This is a genomic window from Turicibacter sp. TJ11 (genome assembly GCF_021497505.1).
GTDB lineage: Bacteria > Bacillota_I > Bacilli_A > MOL361 > Turicibacteraceae > Turicibacter.
Window position 1 is genome coordinate 441,344 of sequence record NZ_CP069349.1, and the last position, 22,398, is coordinate 463,741.

At 32.6% G+C, this 22,398-nt stretch carries 22 protein-coding genes; 17 read left to right on the forward strand and 5 right to left on the reverse strand.

What is annotated here, in order from left to right:
- Nucleotides 1-99: 99 nt before the first annotated feature.
- The 3 genes from JRC48_RS02105 to JRC48_RS02115 are packed head-to-tail and all read right to left on the reverse strand — an operon-like array spanning nt 100 to nt 2,450.
- Nucleotides 100-693, reverse strand: a complete 594-nt coding sequence (locus tag JRC48_RS02105; protein ID WP_235070224.1) for a hypothetical protein — start codon at nt 691-693, stop codon at nt 100-102.
- A 22-nt stretch (nt 694-715) separates the two neighbouring features.
- A complete protein-coding gene (locus tag JRC48_RS02110) occupies nt 716-1,357 on the reverse strand; it encodes a YesL family protein (protein WP_235070225.1) in 642 nt (213 codons plus the stop codon).
- A 25-nt stretch (nt 1,358-1,382) separates the two neighbouring features.
- On the reverse strand, nt 1,383-2,450 hold the full coding sequence (locus tag JRC48_RS02115) for a LacI family DNA-binding transcriptional regulator (protein ID WP_235070226.1): 1,068 nt from the start codon (nt 2,448-2,450) through the stop codon (nt 1,383-1,385).
- Nucleotides 2,451-2,950: 500 nt separating this feature from the next.
- Between JRC48_RS02115 and JRC48_RS02120 the strand changes: the two genes are divergently transcribed.
- The 6 genes from JRC48_RS02120 to JRC48_RS02145 all read left to right on the forward strand — a co-directional run bounded on the left by JRC48_RS02120 (nt 2,951) and on the right by JRC48_RS02145 (nt 9,198).
- Nucleotides 2,951-3,919, forward strand: coding sequence for a sugar ABC transporter permease (locus tag JRC48_RS02120; RefSeq protein ID WP_235070227.1), 969 nt, complete (start codon nt 2,951-2,953; stop codon nt 3,917-3,919).
- Between the two features lie 9 nt (nt 3,920-3,928).
- The gene (locus JRC48_RS02125) at nt 3,929-4,828 is read left to right on the forward strand and encodes a carbohydrate ABC transporter permease (RefSeq protein WP_055305903.1); all 900 of its coding nucleotides are present in this window, start codon (nt 3,929-3,931) and stop codon (nt 4,826-4,828) included.
- 31 nt (nt 4,829-4,859) lie between these two features.
- Entirely contained in the window at nt 4,860-6,521 is a 1,662-nt protein-coding gene (locus JRC48_RS02130) for an extracellular solute-binding protein (RefSeq protein ID WP_235070228.1), read from the forward strand.
- 49 nt (nt 6,522-6,570) lie between these two features.
- Nucleotides 6,571-8,043, forward strand: a complete 1,473-nt coding sequence (locus JRC48_RS02135; protein ID WP_235070229.1) for a glycoside hydrolase family 32 protein — start codon at nt 6,571-6,573, stop codon at nt 8,041-8,043.
- Between the two features lie 660 nt (nt 8,044-8,703).
- On the forward strand, nt 8,704-8,901 hold the full coding sequence (locus tag JRC48_RS12740) for a hypothetical protein (protein ID WP_370630382.1): 198 nt from the start codon (nt 8,704-8,706) through the stop codon (nt 8,899-8,901).
- 120 nt (nt 8,902-9,021) lie between these two features.
- Complete coding sequence (locus tag JRC48_RS02145; protein ID WP_235070230.1) at nt 9,022-9,198, forward strand: hypothetical protein; 177 nt, start codon at nt 9,022-9,024, stop codon at nt 9,196-9,198.
- A 206-nt stretch (nt 9,199-9,404) separates the two neighbouring features.
- Here JRC48_RS02145 and JRC48_RS02150 read toward each other — a convergent pair whose 3' ends face one another.
- Complete coding sequence (locus JRC48_RS02150; RefSeq protein WP_235070231.1) at nt 9,405-10,130, reverse strand: transposase; 726 nt, start codon at nt 10,128-10,130, stop codon at nt 9,405-9,407.
- 346 nt (nt 10,131-10,476) lie between these two features.
- Here JRC48_RS02150 and JRC48_RS02155 point away from each other — a divergent pair, with 346 nt between their 5' ends.
- The 11 genes from JRC48_RS02155 to JRC48_RS02200 all read left to right on the forward strand — a co-directional run bounded on the left by JRC48_RS02155 (nt 10,477) and on the right by JRC48_RS02200 (nt 20,176).
- The gene (locus JRC48_RS02155; protein ID WP_235070232.1) at nt 10,477-10,758 is read left to right on the forward strand and encodes a TM2 domain-containing protein; all 282 of its coding nucleotides are present in this window, start codon (nt 10,477-10,479) and stop codon (nt 10,756-10,758) included.
- A 6-nt stretch (nt 10,759-10,764) separates the two neighbouring features.
- Nucleotides 10,765-10,890 carry a hypothetical protein gene (locus tag JRC48_RS12665; protein WP_255703619.1) on the forward strand — a complete coding sequence of 42 codons (126 nt, stop codon included), beginning with the start codon at nt 10,765-10,767 and terminating at the stop codon, nt 10,888-10,890.
- 3 nt (nt 10,891-10,893) lie between these two features.
- Nucleotides 10,894-11,247, forward strand: a complete 354-nt coding sequence (locus JRC48_RS02160) for a DUF2752 domain-containing protein (protein WP_235070233.1) — start codon at nt 10,894-10,896, stop codon at nt 11,245-11,247.
- Nucleotides 11,248-11,494: 247 nt separating this feature from the next.
- Nucleotides 11,495-12,457: a biotin--[acetyl-CoA-carboxylase] ligase gene (locus JRC48_RS02165; protein WP_235070234.1), complete on the forward strand. Its 963-nt coding sequence runs from the start codon at nt 11,495-11,497 to the stop codon at nt 12,455-12,457.
- A gap of 98 nt (nt 12,458-12,555) precedes the next feature.
- Nucleotides 12,556-13,098 carry a biotin transporter BioY gene (locus tag JRC48_RS02170; protein ID WP_235070235.1) on the forward strand — a complete coding sequence of 181 codons (543 nt, stop codon included), beginning with the start codon at nt 12,556-12,558 and terminating at the stop codon, nt 13,096-13,098.
- A 297-nt stretch (nt 13,099-13,395) separates the two neighbouring features.
- On the forward strand, nt 13,396-15,168 hold the full coding sequence (locus JRC48_RS02175; protein WP_235070236.1) for a helicase-related protein: 1,773 nt from the start codon (nt 13,396-13,398) through the stop codon (nt 15,166-15,168).
- Between the two features lie 409 nt (nt 15,169-15,577).
- A complete protein-coding gene (locus tag JRC48_RS02180; protein ID WP_235070237.1) occupies nt 15,578-16,072 on the forward strand; it encodes a CarD family transcriptional regulator in 495 nt (164 codons plus the stop codon).
- A 373-nt stretch (nt 16,073-16,445) separates the two neighbouring features.
- Nucleotides 16,446-17,885, forward strand: coding sequence for a DEAD/DEAH box helicase (locus tag JRC48_RS02185; protein WP_235070238.1), 1,440 nt, complete (start codon nt 16,446-16,448; stop codon nt 17,883-17,885).
- A 273-nt stretch (nt 17,886-18,158) separates the two neighbouring features.
- Nucleotides 18,159-18,719, forward strand: a complete 561-nt coding sequence (locus tag JRC48_RS02190; protein ID WP_235070239.1) for a DUF3793 family protein — start codon at nt 18,159-18,161, stop codon at nt 18,717-18,719.
- A gap of 235 nt (nt 18,720-18,954) precedes the next feature.
- Complete coding sequence (locus JRC48_RS02195) at nt 18,955-19,791, forward strand: SH3 domain-containing protein (protein WP_235070240.1); 837 nt, start codon at nt 18,955-18,957, stop codon at nt 19,789-19,791.
- Between the two features lie 184 nt (nt 19,792-19,975).
- Complete coding sequence (locus tag JRC48_RS02200) at nt 19,976-20,176, forward strand: SH3 domain-containing protein (protein WP_235070241.1); 201 nt, start codon at nt 19,976-19,978, stop codon at nt 20,174-20,176.
- 89 nt (nt 20,177-20,265) lie between these two features.
- On the opposite strand, the gene JRC48_RS02205 is transcribed toward JRC48_RS02200, so the two are convergent.
- Nucleotides 20,266-22,056 carry a glycerophosphodiester phosphodiesterase gene (locus tag JRC48_RS02205; RefSeq protein ID WP_235070242.1) on the reverse strand — a complete coding sequence of 597 codons (1,791 nt, stop codon included), beginning with the start codon at nt 22,054-22,056 and terminating at the stop codon, nt 20,266-20,268.
- Nucleotides 22,057-22,398 lie beyond the last annotated feature (342 nt).

A 22,398-nucleotide genomic window follows, 5' to 3' on the forward strand; every position in this document is an offset into this window, starting at 1 on the left:
TTGAAATGTCCTTGACATAAGTTCCAGATTACCTTATTAATACGCTTCTTAATTCATATCAAGTGATAAATACTGATTGAAAAAAAGAGTGTTAGAAATTTAAGGATATAAATAATTTAAAAAAGTTAATACAGTATCTTTGTTTGAACAATTTTTAATTATTCCTAAATATAGATTCCCATTAAAATTAAATTTGGACATTAAAGGGCTATTCGTTATCTCGATAACAGAGGAAGTGTCGTCAATAGTTAATAAGTGGTTTTGTAGAGAACTATTAGAACTTAATTCATCCAGAGAATATAGGAAATCATTTTCACTAAAATAATTTAGAGAAGAATCATCCATTATGACTATGTCTAACTGTTGAGCATTGATTGTTGCTAGAAGTTTTAAATGTGAGGCATAGGTGATTTCGTATTCTTCTTCAGTTGGATTATTTTTAATATAAAGATTATCGTAAAGTTGTACTTTAGCATCATCAATAGTAAGAGTAGTAATAAAATTATCACTTATAACAAGTGATGCTTGATCACTTAAATTAACATTAACTAAACCGATATTAAGAATGATATCTTTTCTAAATAGGAGGCCGTGAGTTATATTAATGACGAAGTATAGTAGTAGGATAATAGCTAAAACATGAAATTTATAATAGTCATAAAAATATCTTAATTTATTAAATTCCACACTCATTTATATATTTCTCCTTTATTTTCTAGACTAGTTTTTGTTCGTCAAGCCTTTTAGTTTTCTGTTCACATTGAAGTATAATATTAGACATTAAATAAGAACTAATTAATGCTGTGATTCCCATGCCAAAGATAATAAGTGGTGTGAAAATAAATATAATTGTATAAATAATGATAAAATGAATGAAAGTGATAACAGAGCTACATATTAAAAAACGAAGTCCAATTATTAAAGCATTTTTAAATACATAGAGTGTTTTATTTTCAAATTTAGAAATTAATGGATAAATATAAAGGCTAATGAGAAGATAAGCTACACAAGCTACGAAATACGAGGCTAATAGGATGGTCCAAAAAATATTATCTAGACCTTTATGATATAAAATGTAACCATCAATTAAAAGAAGAGTACCTAAAAGTGTTAAAATTATCCAAACAGAAGTACTTTGTTTAAAATTTTGTTTAAAAGATTTAATGAAATCTTTAGTAAGATTACCTTCTTCATTACGAACAATTTTTAGTGAGACACTATATAAAGCTGTCGTTGAGGCTCCGATAGTAAAGATAGGAATTGAAAATATAAACCATAAAATATTTAAATAAGCACTGTAGCAGATGTTTGTGAGTGCTTTTGAAACAGGACTGTTATACTCGAATAGATTACCCATGAAAAATCTCTCCTTTTTAATCTCATTAGTGATTTGTTGATTCTCTAAGTATGAGTGTTGTTTCGGTATACATCTTACGGTAATTTAAAGTAGGTTCTTTAATTCTTGAAAATAGTAGTTCAGCAGCACAAACCCCCATTATTTGACTGTGGATATGAATAGTTGTTAGTGGAGGAGATATAATCTTTGATTCAGGAGAATTATCAAATCCACATAAAAGAACATCATCGGGAACCTTATAGCCTTTAATTTTTAAAACGCTAATAACATCTAATGCAATAAAATCATTTGCACATATAAATAAATCAGGTAACTCATCTAAATTATCAAGGCAATTGTGCAAGTATTCCAAATATGAACTTTGTGTTTGAAGCGATTTATCTACCTTATGATTTGTGAAACAGAATTTATCATAATACTCTATATTATGAAACAATAGACCATTACGAAATGCTAGGTAGCGTTCATAGAAAGATTGACAGTGATTAATTTCTCCAATGAAACCTATTTTTCTTTTGCCACGATGAACCATTTCTGAAATAAGTTGTTGAATTCCTGATGTGTTTTCCATATATAAAAAATCGGAATTAATAGGATTTGATGTTAGAACATGTGAATCTACGAATAAGATAGGGATATTTAAATTACTAATCATATGATTATAATCTTTATCAAACATTTCAAAACAAATAATCCCAGCACAAGTATGTTTGTTAAAAGAAGAGGGAAGTTTTAATGAGCTTAATTCTTCAGGTAAAACTCTGATGATTGTAAGCGTATAATTTAATTGTGATAATTCACGTTGAAATTTATCAAGCATTAATGATGCAAAGTGTGAATTATTTAAGAAGGTGGATGTTAATAAAATGATTTCACTTTTTTTTATAGAATTAGAAACTAGAGCGTTGAAATTATTAAAGTTTGAAAATTCTGCGATTGAAAATTGTTTATATCCCATTTCTATAGCTTTTTGCATAACTTTTTCTCTAGTTGCTTCTGCTATAACTCCAGTATTATTAAGTGCTTTAGAAACAGTATTTCTAGAAATACCTAAAGCATCAGCAATATCTTGAATTGTTACTCTATTTGACATATATCCTCCTTATTTTTATCATTCTAATATTGATATTTTTATCAGAATGATTTTTATATTTATATAAGTAGTGAAATATATTTCATAATCTCAGAATCAGGTTTATCCTATCAATTTTTTTGACAGAAAGATCAACCATTGTCATGCTAAAATTTTCTCAGTGATGAAAACTTATAAGGACTTATATATTTAGGTTTAGTGAATGATAGGGTATCGGAAAAATATAGAAATATATATAAGTATTATAATATACGAATAAAAAATAGTCAATTGCACAATGTTTTCGCTTTATAATGTAACAAAAAATGTGCAAACGACAAAAGATGATTTGTGCAATTAATGGTTTTGTAGATGTAATATTTGGGATATTTTTTGGTTAAAAATAACAATGTTTATTGACAATGTGTAAAAACACTGATATAAATACTAATGTAAACGGTTGTAGTGTTACGTTTGTAAAAGTATTGTGGAGTGAATTAATTTTAGAAAGGAGAAGAGTCATGGAAAATAGCGCACATGTTTTGGGAAATAACCAAGTGAAAAAGCGTGGTAGACAACTGAAAAAGCGTTGTAGATCAAAAGAAACAATATTATATATAAAATCCCACTGGCAGTTATATGTGATATTTCTTTTACCAGCTTTATTATTAACATTGGTATTTAAATATTTACCAATGGGGGGGGTATTAATTGCATTTCAAGATTATAATCCGATAAAGGGGATATTGGGAAGTGAATTTGTTGGTTTTGAACACTTCATAAGATTTATGAAATCTCCAGATTTCATTTTATATCTAGTTAATACCTTAAAGTTGAGTATATATGGCCTACTATGGGGGTTCCCAGTACCTATTATCTTAGCTTTCCTATTAAATCGGATTAGTAGTTCTAAAATAAGACAAAAAGTTCAATTGGTATTATATTTACCTAATTTCATATCTGTTATCGTATTGTGCGGTATTATACGAATATTATTATCAGTAAATGGGCCGCTTAATTTATTCTTTAATACAGATATAGACTTTATGACTATGCCCTCAGCATTTCGTACAATTTATATTGCCTCAGGTATTTGGCAAACTGCTGGATGGGCTTCGATTATGTACACGGCTGCACTTTCGAATGCAAGTAAAGAGTTGAAGGAAGCGGCGATTATCGATGGAGCTAATATTTTTCAACAAATTAAGGCTGTTGAATGGCCAGCGATTAAAGATATCGTTGTGATTCAATTTATCTTAGCAGCAGGAAATGTTATGAGTATCGGCTTTGAAAAAGCATATGCGCTGCAAACAGATTTAAACTTACAAGCTTCTGAAATAATATCTACATATGTTTATAAAATCGGATTGCTACAGGGTGATTATGGATTCTCAACAGCAGTAGGATTATTTAATACAGTAATTAATATTATTTTATTAGTTTTAGTGAATAAAATTATTGCTAAAATGAATGACGGAAAAGGATTGTAGGTGAATAGTATGGAGAGGATAAAAAAATTTCATAAGCTATGTGTTAGTGATAAGTTATTTTTACTGCTATCGTTTTTGGTATTGGGGTTATTTTTATTAGCTATTATAGTACCTGTATTATATATTATCTTTGCATCATTTGTTGATCCAGTAACTTTACAAAATCAAGGAATTACTTTTGATTTCAGTAAATGGACCTTAACAGCATATGAAAGGGTAATTGATAATGCATCAATTTGGACAGGATTTAAAAATGCTATTATTTACTCAGTGTTATTTACTGTCATTTCGGTTATAGTGACGTTGCTAGCGGCTTATCCTATGTCAAGAGAAGATTTTAAAGGTAGAAAGATTTTTAATCTAATATTTATGATTACAATGTTTTTCGGGGGAGGATTAATTCCAACATATTTATTAATAAGTGATCTAGGATTATTAGATTCAATTTGGGCCATAATTTTGCCAGGGGCTTTTAGCGTATGGAATATGATTATTGCTAGAACGTATTATAAAGGTATTCCAAGTGAGTTAAGAGAAGCTGCAGAAGTAGATGGTGCTAATGAATTAGTCTATTTCTTTAAAATCTTATTACCAGTTTGTTTTCCAATTATTGCAGTATTATCATTGTGGCAATTTGTTGGAATGTGGAATAGTTATTTTGATGCAATGATTTATTTAAATGATGCATCTAAGCAACCATTACAACTTGTATTGCGCTCGATATTAATTCAAAATCAACCTGAGTCTGGAATGATTTCAGATATACAAAGTACGGCTGAAAGAGCTCAGCTAGCGGAGTTATTAAAATATTCTACAATTATTATTTCGAGTTTACCCTTAATTGTGATGTATCCATTTTTCCAAAAATATTTTGATGGAGAAATCATGTTAGGATCGATTAAAGGGTAATATAAAATACAAAATTTATGGAGGGGAAAAAATGAAATGTAGAACAGTTATGCAGGGAATTAGTCTTTTTTTAGCGTCATCTATAGCCTTAGTCGGTTGTAGTGGGAATAAAGTAGAGTTAAGAAGTCAAACGGATTTTCAAGAGGTTGATGTAGCAACTCTGCAATTTCCTTTACAAGAAACGACGACTATCAAAGGAATGACAACGTTTCCAGCTAATACGGAATCTAATCCAAATAACCGCACAATTTTTAAAAGGTTACAGGAGGCTACTAATGTAGAGGTGGAGTGGACAGCCATTCAATCAGATCAATGGGGAGATAAAATCACATTAGCAATGTCAGATGTTAATACATTACCTGATTTTGTAATGAATGCAGGATTTTCTACAAGTGATTTATTAAGATACGCACAACAAGGAGTTATTCTTCCATTAGAAGATTATATTGAAGCGTATATGCCGAACTTGAGTAATATATTAAATAAATATCCAGAATATAGAACTATGATTACTGATTCAGAAGGACATATTTGGTCTCTACCTTGGATTGAGCAATTAGGTAGCGGGAAAAAAGCTATTCAAACAGTTGGAAATATGAGTTTTATTAATCAAAAATGGCTTGATTTCTTAAATTTAGAAATACCTGAAACGGTAGAGGAATTTGAAGAGATATTAATTGCCTTTAGAGATAATGCGGAAGCTTTACAAAAAGAATTTAATATAGATGGAGATATTATTCCAATGTCTTGTATTATTAATGATGGTGATCAAGATCCTTCAATATTAATTAATGGATTTGGGGAAGGATACGGCGATCCAGATAAAAGTAGACATATTGCAGTAACAGATAATCTAGAAGTCATTAGTACTGCTGTACAAGAGGGGTACAAAGAAGGTATTCAATGGCTACATTCTTTATATGAGCAAGGTTTAATTGATGCAGAAGCGTTTACTCAAGACTGGTCTACATATGTCTCAAAAGGGAAATCAGGACGTTATGGAGTTGCTTTTAGTTGGGATATTGCAAACATTGATAATCTTAATGATTGGGTTCCATTACCAGTTCTAACTGCTGATGTGACAAATTTAACAGCTCAAAATGGTTCATTTACTAGTGGTGTAGATGTTGGGCGTGCAGTAGTGACAGCTGCAGCTGGAAATCCAGCATTAGTATGTGCATATTTAGATCAAATGTATGATCCATTTCAATCTCCACAAAACAATTGGGGAACTTATGGTGAAGATGATGAGTTTGATATCTTTGAATTAGGGAAAAATGCAGATGGTGAAGAAATGTTACAACATGCGCCTCTAGGTGATGCATCACCTGTTGAAGTTCGTGAAGCTGAGTCTGTTGGTGGCCCATTGGCTATTCTTGATGAGTATTATGGTGTTTATGTTACTACACCAGCTGATGCACAATATCGTTTAGAGTGGATTGAAGAGTACTTTACACCAGATATGAATCATGAATATGTATATCCTGTAGTTTTTATGGATCAAGAAGATACTAAACGCTTAGCAAATCTTCAAACTGATTTGGAAAAATTAATGAATACTAAAAAAGCTGATTGGATTAAAAATGGTGTTACTGATGAAGAGTGGAGTCAGTACCTGAAAGATTTAGACGCTTATGGACTACAAGAATATTTAGAAATTCATCAAAAATATTTAGATGCAGCTTATGAATAATTAGGATAATAACGTATCTCAATATGTCTGGGAAATGAGGATATCAAATATGAATATAATTTTAAATAAAGCTAGAGAGTATGAGATGAATCATGAGGGTGCAATTAAGCTACAAAAACCTGACTTTCATTTAGCATCACGAGTTGGGTGGATGAATGACCCTAATGGATTTAGTGTTTATAATAATGAATACCATATGTTCTATCAATATCACCCATATAGTGCTTCATGGGGACCGATGCATTGGGGACATGCTAAAAGTAAAGATTTGATTAATTGGGAGTATCTGCCTACGGCGTTAGCACCTGATCAAGAGTATGATCAATTTGGATGTTTTTCTGGAAGTGCTGTAACGTTAGATGATGGTAAGCACCTACTTATGTATACAGGTGTGAAAAAAGTAAAACTTCCAAATGGTGAGGAAACCGATATTCAAACACAATGTATTGCCATTGGAGATGGTGTTAATTACAAAAAACATCCAAATAATCCAGTTATCACAGCAGATATGCTACCTGAAGGATGTAGTAAAGTAGATTTTAGAGATCCTAAGATATGGAGAAAAGAAGATGGTAGCTATTTATGCGTAGTAGGAAATAGACCAGCAGATGGTAGTGGACAAGTTGTTCTATTTAGTAGTAAAAACGCAATTGATTGGAAATATGAAGATATTTTATCTTATAATGGAAATAGGCTAGGGAAAATGTGGGAGTGTCCTGATTTCTTTGAGTTGAATGAAAAAGGTGTATTATTAATTAGCCCACAAGATGTTTTACCACAAGGATATGAATATGGAGGTGGGAATGTAACGGCTTGCTTAATCGGTGATTTTGATAATGAGAACAATATCTTTAAAGAAGAAATTAATCATGCAATTGATTATGGGTTAGATTTCTACGCTCCACAATCTGTTCTTACTGAGAGTCAAAGACGGATTATGGTAGGATGGATGGCAAATTGGGACACAAATGGTTTACAAAATCCAGGTAGAGAATGGTTTGGACAAATGAGTATACCAAGAGAACTACACGTTATAAATAATCGATTAATTCAAAACCCAGTTAAAGAAATTGAAAATTACCGAAAAAATAAGGTTGAATACAAAGATGTTACATTCAAAGGTAATAAAACATTTGAGGCTGTTAAAGGACGAAGAATTGATTTAGAAGTTATCCTTAAACCAAGTATCAACTGTGATGAATTTTCAATTAAACTCGCACAAAATGAAGTATGCTATACTGAAATTAAATACGATGTGAAAAAATCCTTATTAACAATGGATAGAAAATTTTCGGGTTGTAGAAGAGCTGTTTTGAATGAAAAAAGTGCAATAGTACCATTAAAAGATGGTTTGTTAAAACTAAGGCTCATTTTAGATAAACAAAGTATTGAGACATTTATTAATGATGGTGATAAAGCAATGACTATGTTAATCTTTACTGATTTAAATGCTGAGGGAATTTCATTTTTTAGCGATGAAGAGATAACGCTAAATCTTGTAAAATATGATTTAGTGAAATAATTAAAGATTAATTTTTTTAGACTAACGAATTGTTAATACAACTGTGACACTTTCTCATGAAATAGCTCGACTCCTATCAAAGAGGGATACCACTTCGTGGGGAGGTGATCTATGCAGTTTTCCACCCTAAACATTTTTGTAGTCGATGATTAATGAGGCATTCTGCCTCATTAATCTCTTCATTACTTCCTCTTTGCCAAGACGAATAGGCATTTGCGAAATAAACAGGAACTTTTAAATCAGCTTCTACTTTGGAATAACAAGCAAACGCTTTTCCTCAATCGAAAGTACGCCATATAAATATGTCTGTTTTGACCTCTAACTTTGAGCTATACTGTAGTTATCAAAGATAAGGAGGTCAATTTTTTATGAAAGAAAATCTTATTATAGTTCCAGTCACATTGAGTGAACCTAATTTAAAGTCTTAGTCAGCATCTACGACCGGTAAGGATATGCCTGCCTGTTACTTTAAAATTAAGGATACTGAAGTCACGTTTTACAATGAGGAAATAAGAGTATATTTTAGATGAAGTTTTAATGGAGCTGTTTAAGTATGCTTGTTAATTTTACTACGATTCAAAATATCTTTAAGCCCTACTAATGGGTGGAGGTATTTACTTCGTAAATGGTCGGTGATCTATTGTTTGTCGCCACAACGATATGCGTTGTGGGAATGAGGGTTTAACTAATGTCCTCACTGATAAATATGATTTAGATTTGTTTAATCAGACTATCTTCTTATTTTGTGGGAGAAAAAAGATTGAGACAAAGCTTTATACTAGGATCGTGACGGATTTATGTTGTTATATATTAGAATCGAAAATGAAAATTTACAATGACCACAAAATCAAGATGTAAAACAGGTTGCTTATACTAATGGAAATAAGCGGTTTTTTCGAGAAAATCTCTTATTTCTATTTTTTTATGATAACTTATACTAGTTGTAATGATAAACCTTTTTCAAAGTAGGCGACTTGGATGACAGAACTTGAACAACAATTAATAGAAGGAAATAAAGCTTTATTCACTAAAAATCAATCACTCGCAGAAAAATTTCGCCAACTAACTGTGCAGAGTCAGTATATGAATAAAAAGAGATTTGAATCTTCTAGTGAGAAGACGAAGGTAGCTGATGCTCAAATTTTATTATTTTAATCCGATAATGTTCAGAATTTGATGTGGTAACTTCTTTATGAGTTTTTTTATGGGTCACATACAATATTACAATCTATCTGATAAAAATTAAGTAATGGCGTCAAAAAGACAAATAAGTAATATAATAAAAGATAGTAATAATTAAAAGAGGTATAAGACTTCTTTCACTTCAATGCCGTTCTTTTTTGATTTTTCTACTAATGTCTCTAAATACTTTCCATAACTTCACCCGTTGTCACTTCAATTGCCGTAATGAGACGCTCCTCAGTGATGGCAACATGTGATTTATATCCGGCAAACGCCTCAGTTTTAGACTTATACCCCATTTTAGCTTCTGGATCTGAAAGAGAGAGAATCGTTTGATAGGTTTCATTTTTTAATAGATTTAAAGCCTTTTCTGTCGCCTTTTGGATGTTGATATTTTGACGGCTAGATTGACTTGAAAACTGAATCAATTCCTGCGTATCAGTGATTTCTTCTTCAAGTGAAGCTGTCGAAGGTAATTTAGGAGGAACTAAGCCTTTGAGTTCAGGTGCATAACGATAGAGCTGCTTGCGCATCGTTTTAGAAACTTCTCTTAAGATTTTAATCGGTGTTTTAACGGCATATTGGCTTCTTGTATGGGTGGCATCCATGATCAGTGTCCTTGATTGAATGAATCCCTTTTCGATGGCCTGACTCACCACTTCATGAAGTAATTCCTCTAAAATTTCTTCTTGATTCAATCTTAACTTTCTGAATTTAGTTAATGAAGAGGGATGCATGAGTGGATCTTCGGGGTCTAAATTCAAAAAGTATTTATAAGCCATATTGACTTGAGCCTCTTGAATCACACGCTCATCCGACAGATTGTAAAGCATTTTAAGGAATAATAACTTAAACATGACTTCAGGAGAGTAGGCAGGTCTTCCGTAATCAATCGAATAGTTCACGCCGAGTAGTGGAGTCACAAACGAAAAATCAATGTGTTCATGGATTAAACGTAACGGGTGATTTTTTGGAATAATTTTATCGTATAAGGATGTCCTTGAGAAAGATTTAATGATAATTGTTCAAAGTCTTTAATCATGGTGATCCTCCAAAGATGTCAATGATAGTAAAATTATATCATGTATAAGAAAAACCACTGAGACAATTCTTGCTTCAGTGGTTTCCATTTATTGTGATGTGTTTTTCAGTGACCTAGTTTCAGTCACTAGGATTTTTTGTTTGTTATATTTTACAAAAGAAATGAATAATCTGTTAGTGTTAGAGAATTAAAAGGGGAGGCGATCGTTTATGTATTGTCGAAATTGTGGGAAAGAATTAAATGAAAATGCTGATTACTGTACGCACTGTGGGGTAGCAACGACGAAAGGAAACAGTTATTGTGGTGTTTGTGGATCGGAGACGAATGAAAATGCTGATATTTGTGTGAGTTGTGGAACAAATTTAAGAAAACAACCAAAAGAAGCTAAATCAAAAATCGTGGCTGGTTTATTAGGAATTTTCTTAGGAGCTTTTGGAATTCATCGCTTTTATTTAGGATATACAACTATAGCCGTCATTCAGCTCGTTTGAAGTATCGTGTTAGGAATTTTCACATGTGGAATTGCAACAGCTGCTGTAGCAATTTGGGGGCTTATTGAAGGAATTTTAATTCTTTGTGGAAGTGTCATTACAACAGATGCTAATGGTCAACCACTTCAGTAATTCATGAAGCGATTTAGATATTATCGATTTATTTTTTATTTATTCCTAGCTATCGTTATGTATCAGATACCTTTAGAGTGGATTGAAAGTCGTCGTCTTTGTATATGGTATCATCTCTTTCAAGTTGATTGTTTTGGATGTGGATTTACCCGTGCATTTTTTTCTTTAGTGAATGGTCAATTTGAAAAAGCATTTTTTTATCATAAACTGGTCATCGTTGTTCCAGTCGTCTTGGCGATCATTGGTCAAGATTTTTGGATGATTTTGAGCCGTTCAAAGAAACAAAGTTGGTTAGAAGTTGTATTCACTCAAATGATTTCACGGCTATATCCTAATTTAAGGGTAAAACATATTTAATTACATCAATCAGGTGTTTAGAAGAAACGGTAAAGAGAAATGAGTTAGTAATGATTAATGCCATGTTGGTTTGAAACATGATTTATTTAATGAGTTAGTAGCTGTAAAAAAAGTCGATGAAGGCCTTCATCGGCTTTTTTGCGTTTATCTAGAGATTCAATTTATTAAATTATTAGCTTTGATAATCAAAGTAGTTGACAGCTAAAAAATGAGATGATAAGATGATGACCAAAGGAGGTGGAAAATCATGGGGTTAACACGTGACGTATTAAAGCTACTCAAAAAACATCGCGAGCAGTATTTATCTGCACAAGAAATAGCTACCCAATTATCATCTAGTCGAACGGCAGTACGCAAAGCTATTCACCAACTCAAAGAGGAAGGTTATCCAATTCATACGATAGTAAATAAAGGTTATCAATTAAATCCCGCTTGTGACTTATTATCTTCAGAAGGAATTCATGCTTATTTAGATAAAGAATTGAAACCACTACCGATTAAAGTCTATCAGCGAATTAGTTCGACCAATACGGAAGCCAAACAACAGGCTTTAAAGGGTGCGCCTCATGGAACGGTTATTTTAGCTGAGGAGCAGACTGAGGGACGTGGTCGTTTAGGAAGAACATTTTATTCACCTAAAGGAACAGGTATTTATATGAGTGTAGTGTTAAGACCTAATCTTCATTTAAATCAAGCGACTCAAGTCACAACAACCGTCGCAACGGCGATCTGTCGGGTGATTGAAAAACTAACTGATGAGCATCCAAAAATTAAATGGGTTAATGATATTTATTTAGATCAACAAAAAATTGCTGGAATTTTAACAGAAGCTGTCACTGATTTTGAAAGTAATCAGGTAGATTTTATGATTATAGGAATTGGATTAAATGTTTGTACCATTGAGTTTCCATCAGAGATTAATGAAGTAGCAGGTTCATTACATCCAAAAAATTTGACGCGTAATCAGCTGTGTGCTCATCTACTAAATGAACTCTTTTCACTCCTTTCAAATCTTAACGATTCGAAGCTACTAGAAGAATATAAGTCACGATCAAATGTTTTAGGACAGTGGGTGACGTTTACGAAAAATCAAACCGTTTATGAAGCTTTCGCTGAAGATATTAATGAACAAGGAGAGTTAGTGGTACGATTAAAAAATAATGAACAAATGATTTTAAACTCAGGAGAAGTTTCTATTCGATGGATATAGATTTCATCATTAAGAGTTAGATTATTGATTGACTGCTTTGGTCGTTTCTAACGTTTATGACATGATAAAACATTTATTTAGGTAAGTGAGGAATTAAAATGAAAACAAAAGAATTAACGAAGATAGCCATTTGTATTACATTATTATGTATATCCGCCTATTTGTCATTTCCGTTACCCTTTACCCCCACGATGGTAACCGCTCAAACGATTATGATTAATGTGATTTCCCTTGTATTACTTCCTACCCAGGCATTTTTAACGGTGTTATTATATCTTTTCATTGGATTACTTGGATTTCCTGTTTTTTCAGGAGGGATGGGAGGAGTTGGCAAGCTCTTAGGTCCAACGGGTGGATTTATTTTTGCTTTTTTAATAGCAGCGCCAGTGATGAGTTGGCTTCGATTAAAAATGGGAAATGATTTTAAGCAGGTATTGGTCATTACAACGTTCGTAGGGATGCCGATCATTTATTTAGTGGGAACTCTATGGATGACTTGGCTTATGCAATTGTCAGTAGTGCAAGCGTTTAAAGTAGCTGTCTTACCGTTTTTAGTGGGAGATGGCTTAAAATGTCTGATTGCCTCTCTTTTAGTTTTGAAATTAGAACAGATCTCACCAAGAAGTATTCGTTTAGCTTAAATGTAAAATTTTTTTATTAGTGTAAGTATTCAAAAAAATGATCTTTTCAAAAAACATCATGCTTTTTGGATGAAGCATGAAGTTAAGTGATATCAACCCATGATTATAGATCTTTAACTGGCTTCATTTGATTAAGTTGTTATTTCAAGATAAATTAGTAAAAAATATTAGCTAACGAAAAAAGAACGTTAGCTTTTTTTTCGTTGAAAAAGATGTAATCAAATAAAGGAGTAAATTTGAAAAACGACTTAAATCGACAAATGTTTTTAAAAATTTCGCTCATCCTATGAGTAGGTGATGAAAGTGAAAAAAAACCGTAAAGATAATCGAGAGTTTAAGCAGCTAAAAGAGCAATTAATAGGCATCAGACAAGTGATTAAACATACGAAAATCGGTAATCTTTGGACGCACGAAGCATCTGTTAGAAAAAAGTTAAAGCAATTACATCAGATGCAAGGAAGTTCGATTAAAGGTTATGAAGATTTAGTGATAGACTATCGGGAACTATTAGATGACATCTCACGGCGATTATTAGAAGACTATAATGAAAAAAATGAAACACAATTTGAATTTGACGATATCGTTGATCAATTTGAAGTGGAGTATTTAGCCTCTGGGATTTTAACGGCCTTAGTTAGTAGTCATATCCCAACACTAATGGCAGATGCCTTTCAAACTCATTTTCCTCAAAATCCTAAAGATGAGTATCAAGAGGCAAGAGCGATTAAACGAAAAGTTTATCTTCATTTAGGACAGACGAATACAGGAAAAACGTATCAGGCTATTCAACGATTAAAACAAAGCACAAGTGGTGTCTATTTAGCACCGTTAAGAATTTTAGCGTTAGAGATTTTCGAACGTTTAAATGAAGAAGGCGTACCGTGTCATTTGTTAACGGGTGAAGAGGAAGTGCTCATTGAAGGTGCCACTCATCAAAGTTCAACGATTGAGAAGCTAAACCTTAATCAAACGTATGAAGTGGCAGTCATTGATGAAATACAAATGATTGATGATTCTCAACGTGGAGCAGCTTGGACACGAGCCTTGCTTGGTCTAAGATGCCAAGAAATTCATTTGTGTGGCGCACTTAATTCAAAAGAAGTACTGATGGATATTTTAAAAGATTGTGAAGATGATTTTGAGGTGATCGAATACGTTCGTCAGGTGCCTCTTGAAATCGTTAAGGAGCCCTTTAAATTAAGTGAAGCTCAAGTTGGAGATGCGTTTATTCTTTTTTCTAAACGAAAAGTGTTAGAATTAGCAAAGTTTTATCGTGAAAGTGGTATTCGAGCCAGTGTGATTTATGGTGACCTACCCCCAGAAGTACGAAAGATGCAGTATCATGACTTTACTGGGCATGAAAATATCATTTTAGTGTCAACGGATGCCATTGGAATGGGAGTGAACTTACCCATTCAACGAATCATTTTTATGAATCTTCAAAAGTTTGATGGTGAAGAGGAACGTTGGTTGACTTCTCAAGAAGTTAAACAAATTGCAGGACGTGCCGGTAGAAAAGGACTTTATGAAGTCGGATATGTTTGTAGTTATGGAAAAGGTTATTCGTTTCTAAAGGAGAAAATAGAGATGGATGATCCGTTAATTGAAGAAGCCGTCATCGGACCAAGTGAAGCTATTTTAAAGATTGAAGGACTGCCACTAAAAGAAAAGTTGGCGCTTTGGAGCACCACGCCTATACAAGTTCCATGGTATCGTAAAATGGATATTAGAGACTATATTTTAATTTTAGATAAGATTAGGCGATATCAACTTAGTGAACATGAACAGTGGCGTATTATGAAACTTCCAATTGACGTACATAACGAGGAAATTGTGGCAATGTTACTAAGCTATGTGGAGCAATATTTTATTCAAGAGGTGGATGAATTACCTAAACCAGCTATTAAAGAAGAAAGTTTAAAAGCCCTTGAAACATATTATCAAAAAGTTAATTTATATTATTCGTTCTGTAAAAATTTTGACATTCCTTTTGATTTAGACTGGGTGTATGAAAAACGAAATGATATCAGTGAACAAATTAATGAACGATTAATTAAAGGTCATTATTAAATGATAAAACTAAAAATGGAGGACGGCTTCTCAATCAAGTCAGTCACTCCATTTTTTAATGGTATTTAGTTCAAGTGAAACAATTGGCCATCACGATGATGAAACCATTTCATTAGCTCTGTTAGATACTAAAAGAGAACTTTTATGCTCAATAACACAGATTATTTATTAATCATGGGCTGCAAATGTTAATGAAGCATTTATCAGTCAAAGTGTTGATCCTACTGAGGTTAGAGGATCATAAAACTTACAGAAAATTGTATGTCCAGTTTGAGAATAAAGGCTTAAATTTTGAAAATCAAAATTTATACCACATATAAACGCTAAAATGTGGTATAATAGGATATAGTGAGCTATTTTAAAACGTCAGTCCAGTTGAAAATGAGTTCTCTGAAAGGACGGTCTAACTATGTTTAAAATAAATGATTATATTATGTATGGAACAACAGGTGTTTGTCAAGTAATGGATATTAAAAGTGAACAGTTTTTAATGGATGAGCCTCAAGATTATTATGTTTTAAATCCCATCTATACGGAACATACGACGATCATGATTCCTGTGGAATCACAAAAAGTCAGTGCAAGAAGATTACATTCAAAAGAAGACGTGAAAAACTTTATTGAACAAATCTTATCTAATGAGCTTTTTTGGATCGATGATGTTCGCGAAAGAAATCTTGTCTTTCGTTCGATGGTTAACAAAATGGACTGTGAATCATTAATTACGTTAATAAGAAGTATTTATCATCATAAAAAAGAAGGATCTTCAATGAAAAAAATCAATAAAAATGATGAAGATGTCATGAGTTTAGCAAAAAAATTATTAAATGAAGAATTTTCGATGATTTTAGGGATTGAACCAGAAGAAGTCAGTGATTATATTTTAGAACGCGTTGCTCAATAAGAGAAGAGATAGTTTCCCAAAGGAACTATCTTTTTTCATTTGATTAAAACAAATCGTTTTTAATGAGCTATTCTTTCACTTGCTAACGCATCTTTTTTACTTAATAAATTTACGATCTACGACTCATATCTTCAGCAAATGATAGGGATGGAAATTATTGAAGCTTGTGTTTTAATACATAGGTTGATATAATGAATTCATCCGATCATAGTAGAAATACAGATGACTTAATAGGACAAGTGCCTAAAACAGTCATAAGAATTAATATCTCATGTTGGCGCATGAGATTTTTTTGTTGAAAATAAAGTTTTAGCGTCAAAAAGCTGAAGAAGTGGTACAATAAAAGGTAATCATAATTAAAAGAGGTAGAAACATGACAAAATTTAATGAATTCAACCTTAGTCCTGATATTTTAAAAGCGTTAGATGGACTAGGATATCATGAAGCAACAGAGGTACAGTTACAGGTCATTCCGGCTGTTTTAAATAAAGAAGATTTAGTGGTGCAATCCAAAACAGGAAGTGGAAAAACAGCTTCTTATGGAATTCCTGTTTGTGAACAAATGGATTGGGAAGAGAATAAACCACAAACATTGATTTTAGTGCCAACACGTGAATTAGCTGTTCAAATTCAAGAAGAACTAATGCATATTGGACGCTTTAAGCGACTCAAGGTGGTTGCTGTTTATGGGAAATCACCATTTAAAGATCAAGCTCAACAATTAAAACAAAAGACACATATTGTTGTTGGAACTCCTGGTCGAGTGCTTGATCATCTTGAGCGTGGAACGTTGAGTTTAAAACAAATGAACACACTTATTTTAGATGAAGCTGATGAAATGTTAAATATGGGGTTCTTCGAGACAGTTGAAATGATTTTAAAAATGACACCCCAAACACGTCAAACTTTATTATTTTCAGCTACTATGCCAACTCGTATTAAAGAGTTAGCGAATCGCTATTTAATAAATCCGAGTGAAATTAAAATTGAATCTGAATCGATTGCCACGGATTTAGTTGAGCATGCGTTATATTCAGTTCGTATGCAGGAAAAAGTTCGTTTATTACAAGATTTATTAACGGTAGAAACACCGGATCGTTGTATTGTTTTTTGTTCGACGCGAGAAGCAGTCGAAGCTTTATATCAAGGACTCAAGGCAAAAGGTTATCCAACGAATCGTTTACATGGTGGAATGGAGCAAAAGGATCGCCTTGAAGTCATGCGAAATTTCAAAATGGGACAGTTTGCATTTCTAATCGCAACCGATGTCGCTGCACGTGGAATTGATATTAGTGATTTAACACATGTATTTAACTTTGATTTACCAGATGATCAAGAAGCTTTCGTTCATCGAATTGGTCGTGTTGGACGTGCAGGGAAAGTCGGAAAAGCGATTACGTTTGTGACGCCGTTTGAGACTAAGTTGCTTGATCAAATTCAAAAATACATTGGTTTTGAATTACCAGAGATGGAACGTCCTGTGGCAACAGAAGTTGAAAAAGCAAAAGCTGCCTTTTTAACAAAATTAAAACAACGTCCAAAAGCAAGTCTACAAAAACGCGCTGACACGAATAATGAAATTATGAAAATTTATTTAAACGGTGGAAAGAAAAAGAAACTACGTGCGATTGATTTTGTTGGAACAATTTTATCCATTGAAGGGATAGAAAAAGAGGATATTGGAATTATTGATATTAAAGATCAAGTCACTTACATTGATATTTTAAATGGAAAAGGTTGGACAGTTATTGATGGCTTAAAAACCAAAACGATCAAAGGTAAAAAAATAAAAGCACAAAAAGCATATAACTAGTTAAAGTTTATAACACTGATAAAAAGGCAAACATGAAATGTTTGCCTTTTTTCATTTGCATAACGAGAAATGCTTATTCCTTTTGGATGGTATAAAATCATGATTTATCTCACACATTAAAATCAAATCTCAATACACTAGGGTGGATTGGTCAGCAAAGATGGACTTTTGATTTTTAAACAGTTACTATTCTTTCGTTAAACCAAATGTTTATGAAAATTTCTTTAAAACGTTACGATTTAGTGGACTGATGTTCATCAGGAGGTAAGTTAAATGATTCCTTATATGATAAAACATTGTGCTCCCGCACTTGCTCGCATCAAAGTCGCAAATTTATTTAGTTACCCTTATCTTTCAGAGTATCAATTACAACAGGAGTTAGTAGAAGTTAATCAAATCCTTGATCAAGTGCATTTTGTGGCTCAAGTATTAAAACATGGTCAAAAAAGGGCGCTCGTTTATGTTTATGAAAAGAAACAGTTAGAAAAACGATTAAATCAACTTGAAATTAAAACTTTTTTAGAAAACATCGGCTATCAAATGAACAGTGTGGAAGTCTGTTTATCCCATCTTAAAGATCGTTTAATGAGCAATGAGACATTTCCACACGAAATTGGCTTCTTTTTGGGCTATCCTTATGAAGATGTCGTTGGCTTTATTGAGCATGAAGGAAAGGCGTATCTTTATAAAGGATATTGGAAAGTTTATTCACATTTAGAAGAGACAAAAGAGCTATTTGAATTATATTCAAGATATAAAGAGGATTATAGTTTAAAGTATGAACAGGGTCAAACGTTTGAAAGGTTACTATTAGCTAGCCATGAATCGAGATAAATTTTTATATAAGATAATCTATCTCATTTTAGAATATGAAGGTCTTCGTTTGAAAGGATATTAGTCAAACGAAGGATTTTTTATTCTAAACGTGTATTTAAATTCATTTTAATCAGCACTTAAAACGTCTTGAAGGCTAACTTTAAATTTTATAAATCATCTTTTTTTGCTTAGGCACTTCTACTCATTTTTTATCATACGATACTTAAAGATAGAGTAAAGGGGTGAACTCAAAATGAGTAAAGAAGAGGTTAGAGAAACGAATGATAAGTATACGATTGTTCATTTGGATTTAAGAAAAGAGCCTTCTAAAATAGCAAAAATTTTAACAGTGATTCCACCTTATTCACGATTTGAAGTGCTAGATACGGATGATGAATGGTTAGAAGTTTCTTATAAAGAACAAGTCGGTTATGTGTCTAAAGATGCGGTGTCAAAAACTCAAGTAACGACGAATCAAGTTCATTTACGCGCTCAGCCAAAAAAAGATTCAAAGTCAATGAAAGTAATTAAAAAGCATCAAGAAGTTGAATGGGTGGGGCAAGAAGGATTTTGGAGTCAAGTTTTTTATCAAGGCAAGCTTGGTTATATTTTTAGTCAATATTTAACTGATGACGGGCAAAAGATAAATGCGGATCAACTCACGTTATTTTACTATGATATGGCTAAATACGTGAACGACCATAAAATAAAGAGTGTGACGCCTTATTTATTAACTACCGATTTAAGATCAAAACAAACGTATGTGTTTGAAAGCACAAAGGGAACATGGAATTTACTTTACAAGTGGCCAAGTACAATTGGAGCAGCTGCAACTCCTACGATTACAGGAACCTTTCAAATTAGTGGACGAAAGCCATCGTTTGGAACGGATCAATATCAAGTCAAATACGCCACCCGCATAAAAAATGGCTATTACTATCATTCTGTTTTGTATGATCCAACAGGAATGAAAGTGACGGATGATCGATTAAATGAAGCACTTAGTCATGGTTGTATCCGATTAGCACCTGAACATGCGAAGTGGGTTTATGACAACATTTTAGATGAAACGACAGTTATTATTCATTAAAAAAACGAGATTAAAGAATGGTAAGAAGTATGAATCCATTTTGTCATTCGAACGAGTTTAAGAGGTGACGACACTAAAAAGAGAATTTTATCATAAGATGGGAAGGAAATAAAATTAGAAAGGATGTTTTATCGTGAAAGTTTTGGTCCACCACATACCCGTCTATCAATAAACATGGACGAGTTTGAAATTACGAGCTGATAAGTCAGTATTTGCTGAAGTTTTAAGTATGATTCCATCTCATACGAAATTTGAGGTGATTGAAGCTGATGGCTTGTGGTTAAAGGTGATTTATGATGAACAAATGGGCTACGTCTTTAAACAGGCTGTTTCAGTGAGTGAATCTATCAATCAAGGTTGTGCATCTGTTCAGTCATTCGCATGATGAGTAGTTTAACGATAGACAAAAAATCCTTATCTTTGAAGATAAGGATTTTTTACTATTATTGTAAATTTAAATCAGTTGGATGAACGTTATTGTTTGCTAAAAAATAAATTCCCAACGAAGGAAACATAATGATCATTAATTTGAGTAAGTTGACTTTGTAGTAAAACAGGGTCATCTGTAACAATTCCGTCCACTTGCATGGCAATCATGGATTGCATCGTTGAATCTTTGTTGACGGTCCAGGCATAGATTTGTTTTCCTGATCGATGAATTTGATCAATTAAAGCAAAGGAAATAAAGGATGCCTCAATGGAGTAATAATCAACATCTTCAAGGTCTTGATAATCACCATAAGCAAGAGCGGTAATATAGACGGTTTTGATTCGAGGATTCATCATTTTGACGGCTTGTAAGACACGATAATCCATCGCCCCAACGATACACTGCTTTTCCATTTCGTAGCTTTCAATCAGTTTGATGACATCACGTGCCACATCAACAGGGTGATCACTTGCTTTAATCTCAATCATCAGTGTGATTTCACCCTTACTTTTTTGAAGGACATCCTCAAGCGTCGGGATAGGCTCACCTAAAAATTCATCTGAAAACCAACTTCCACTTTCAAGGGCTCTTATTTGTTCGAATGTTGCCTCACTTACTTTACTATCGTAGCCAGTGGTTCGTTTTAAATTGGAATCATGCATTAAAATTAACTCACCATCTTTCGTTTGTTGAACATCAATTTCAGCCATATCCGCTCCACTTAAGATGGCGTAATCTAAGGCAGATAACGTATTTTCAGGCACTTGTGTTGCGGATGCTCGATGAGCAATAATTTTAATCTCATCTGATAAATGCTCATTTTTACTGTATAAATTATCAGGACTAATAAATTCTCCAACACATAATGATAAACTTAAAATAGCTAAACTAATTAAGATAGGATGACGATGATTTGAGGTATAAGAAGAAATGGATTCATCAAAGTGATTAAACGGTAATAGGGTATAGATCGTTGTAATAAAACCACAGTTTCCAATAATCATGAAGCTAGGAACAATGATAATAAGTATATTTTTAATGGTGAAGGATGCATCGTAAAAAATCATGAGTTCCTTTGATGAAGGCGTCATGATCTTTGTTAAAATGGCAACGACTAAAATTAAAACACCATAGATCACCATAAAAATAACCGCTGCGAATAAAGACCAACTAATTAGTAAAGGAATTAAATAACGTGGACATCCTTTGGTCAATTTCAAACTTTCTTGACAGGCTTTCATGAATGATCGTTTCTTATAAATAAATAAAGGAAGAATAAAGATCAGTCGAATAAAAATAACCTCAAGAATTAAAATGAACATTAAATACAGTGGATGTAAAGGAGCCCGTTGATAAATAAAATCAAATAAAAATTCTGTAATAGAAGCTCCATCTAAACAAATCGTTTTAAAACTAAAGGTTGTAGCGGGAATGAAAAAAATTAGTACCATTAAAAGCAAAAGATTTTTAGGTAGCAAAATTTTTAAAGAGGATAAAACACTCTGCTTAATGAGATAAAAAATAGAGAGGTGTTGCTTATAAACGGCGGATTGATAATACAAAAAGATGGCAGATAGTTCGAAAAAAAAGTAGTATCCAAGTAGCAAAATCATGCTAAGGCCTAAAATTAAAGTAGAAGGAGAAAAAATAAAACGATTAATGATAGAAGGGCTTAAATAAGTTAAATCTGCTTTTAGCATCATAGACGTGAGAATGGAAAAAAATAAAGGAATGATGACGACAAGTGCAAAAAGTTTATGAAGAAGCTCAAATAAAAGAAGGGTCGGCCAATCCCACTTTAAGTAAGTTATTGTTTGTTTGATCATCTGTATCATGCTGACTCCTCCCTATAACCGTAGTAATGCTTAATCATATGCAAAAGATGATGTTGAGTTGCGTTTAATTAAAAGAATTTAAAAGTCATTTAGAAAAAATTGACGCTCTAACAAATCATTCATTTTAATCATGAAATTTTAAGTAAGCTATTTGGTTAATAATAGTATGAACCGTCAAATCCATAATCATCATCAAATCATGAGAAATTCTTTTTTAACACGATTTGCTTAGACATCTTCTTTTAAATGAAGAGTTAATAAAGAGGGAAAGATCAACGGGATGAAAAAAGAGTTTGATTTTAAGAATTCATAAATTATTTTGATGAAAAAAGAGAAGTCTAG

What these genes read in the sequence shown, in the direction of transcription:
- JRC48_RS02130 (WP_235070228.1), top strand. Translation starts at nt 4,860, where the DNA reads ATGAAATGTAGAACAGTTATGCAGGGAATTAGTCTTTTTTTAGCGTCA.
- JRC48_RS02175 (WP_235070236.1), top strand. Translation starts at nt 13,396, where the DNA reads ATGAAAGTGAAAAAAAACCGTAAAGATAATCGAGAGTTTAAGCAGCTA.
- JRC48_RS02185 (WP_235070238.1), top strand. Translation starts at nt 16,446, where the DNA reads ATGACAAAATTTAATGAATTCAACCTTAGTCCTGATATTTTAAAAGCG.
- JRC48_RS02180 (WP_235070237.1), top strand. Translation starts at nt 15,578, where the DNA reads ATGTTTAAAATAAATGATTATATTATGTATGGAACAACAGGTGTTTGT.
- JRC48_RS02160 (WP_235070233.1), top strand. Translation starts at nt 10,894, where the DNA reads ATGAAGCGATTTAGATATTATCGATTTATTTTTTATTTATTCCTAGCT.
- JRC48_RS02145 (WP_235070230.1), top strand. Translation starts at nt 9,022, where the DNA reads ATGACAGAACTTGAACAACAATTAATAGAAGGAAATAAAGCTTTATTC.
- JRC48_RS02195 (WP_235070240.1), top strand. Translation starts at nt 18,955, where the DNA reads ATGAGTAAAGAAGAGGTTAGAGAAACGAATGATAAGTATACGATTGTT.
- JRC48_RS02125 (WP_055305903.1), top strand. Translation starts at nt 3,929, where the DNA reads ATGGAGAGGATAAAAAAATTTCATAAGCTATGTGTTAGTGATAAGTTA.
- JRC48_RS02190 (WP_235070239.1), top strand. Translation starts at nt 18,159, where the DNA reads ATGATTCCTTATATGATAAAACATTGTGCTCCCGCACTTGCTCGCATC.
- JRC48_RS02105 (WP_235070224.1), bottom strand. Translation starts at nt 693, where the DNA reads ATGAGTGTGGAATTTAATAAATTAAGATATTTTTATGACTATTATAAA.
- JRC48_RS02165 (WP_235070234.1), top strand. Translation starts at nt 11,495, where the DNA reads ATGGGGTTAACACGTGACGTATTAAAGCTACTCAAAAAACATCGCGAG.
- JRC48_RS02115 (WP_235070226.1), bottom strand. Translation starts at nt 2,450, where the DNA reads ATGTCAAATAGAGTAACAATTCAAGATATTGCTGATGCTTTAGGTATT.
- JRC48_RS02155 (WP_235070232.1), top strand. Translation starts at nt 10,477, where the DNA reads ATGTATTGTCGAAATTGTGGGAAAGAATTAAATGAAAATGCTGATTAC.
- JRC48_RS02135 (WP_235070229.1), top strand. Translation starts at nt 6,571, where the DNA reads ATGAATATAATTTTAAATAAAGCTAGAGAGTATGAGATGAATCATGAG.
- JRC48_RS02205 (WP_235070242.1), bottom strand. Translation starts at nt 22,056, where the DNA reads ATGATACAGATGATCAAACAAACAATAACTTACTTAAAGTGGGATTGG.
- JRC48_RS12740 (WP_370630382.1), top strand. Translation starts at nt 8,704, where the DNA reads ATGCGTTGTGGGAATGAGGGTTTAACTAATGTCCTCACTGATAAATAT.
- JRC48_RS02120 (WP_235070227.1), top strand. Translation starts at nt 2,951, where the DNA reads ATGGAAAATAGCGCACATGTTTTGGGAAATAACCAAGTGAAAAAGCGT.
- JRC48_RS02110 (WP_235070225.1), bottom strand. Translation starts at nt 1,357, where the DNA reads ATGGGTAATCTATTCGAGTATAACAGTCCTGTTTCAAAAGCACTCACA.
- JRC48_RS02170 (WP_235070235.1), top strand. Translation starts at nt 12,556, where the DNA reads ATGAAAACAAAAGAATTAACGAAGATAGCCATTTGTATTACATTATTA.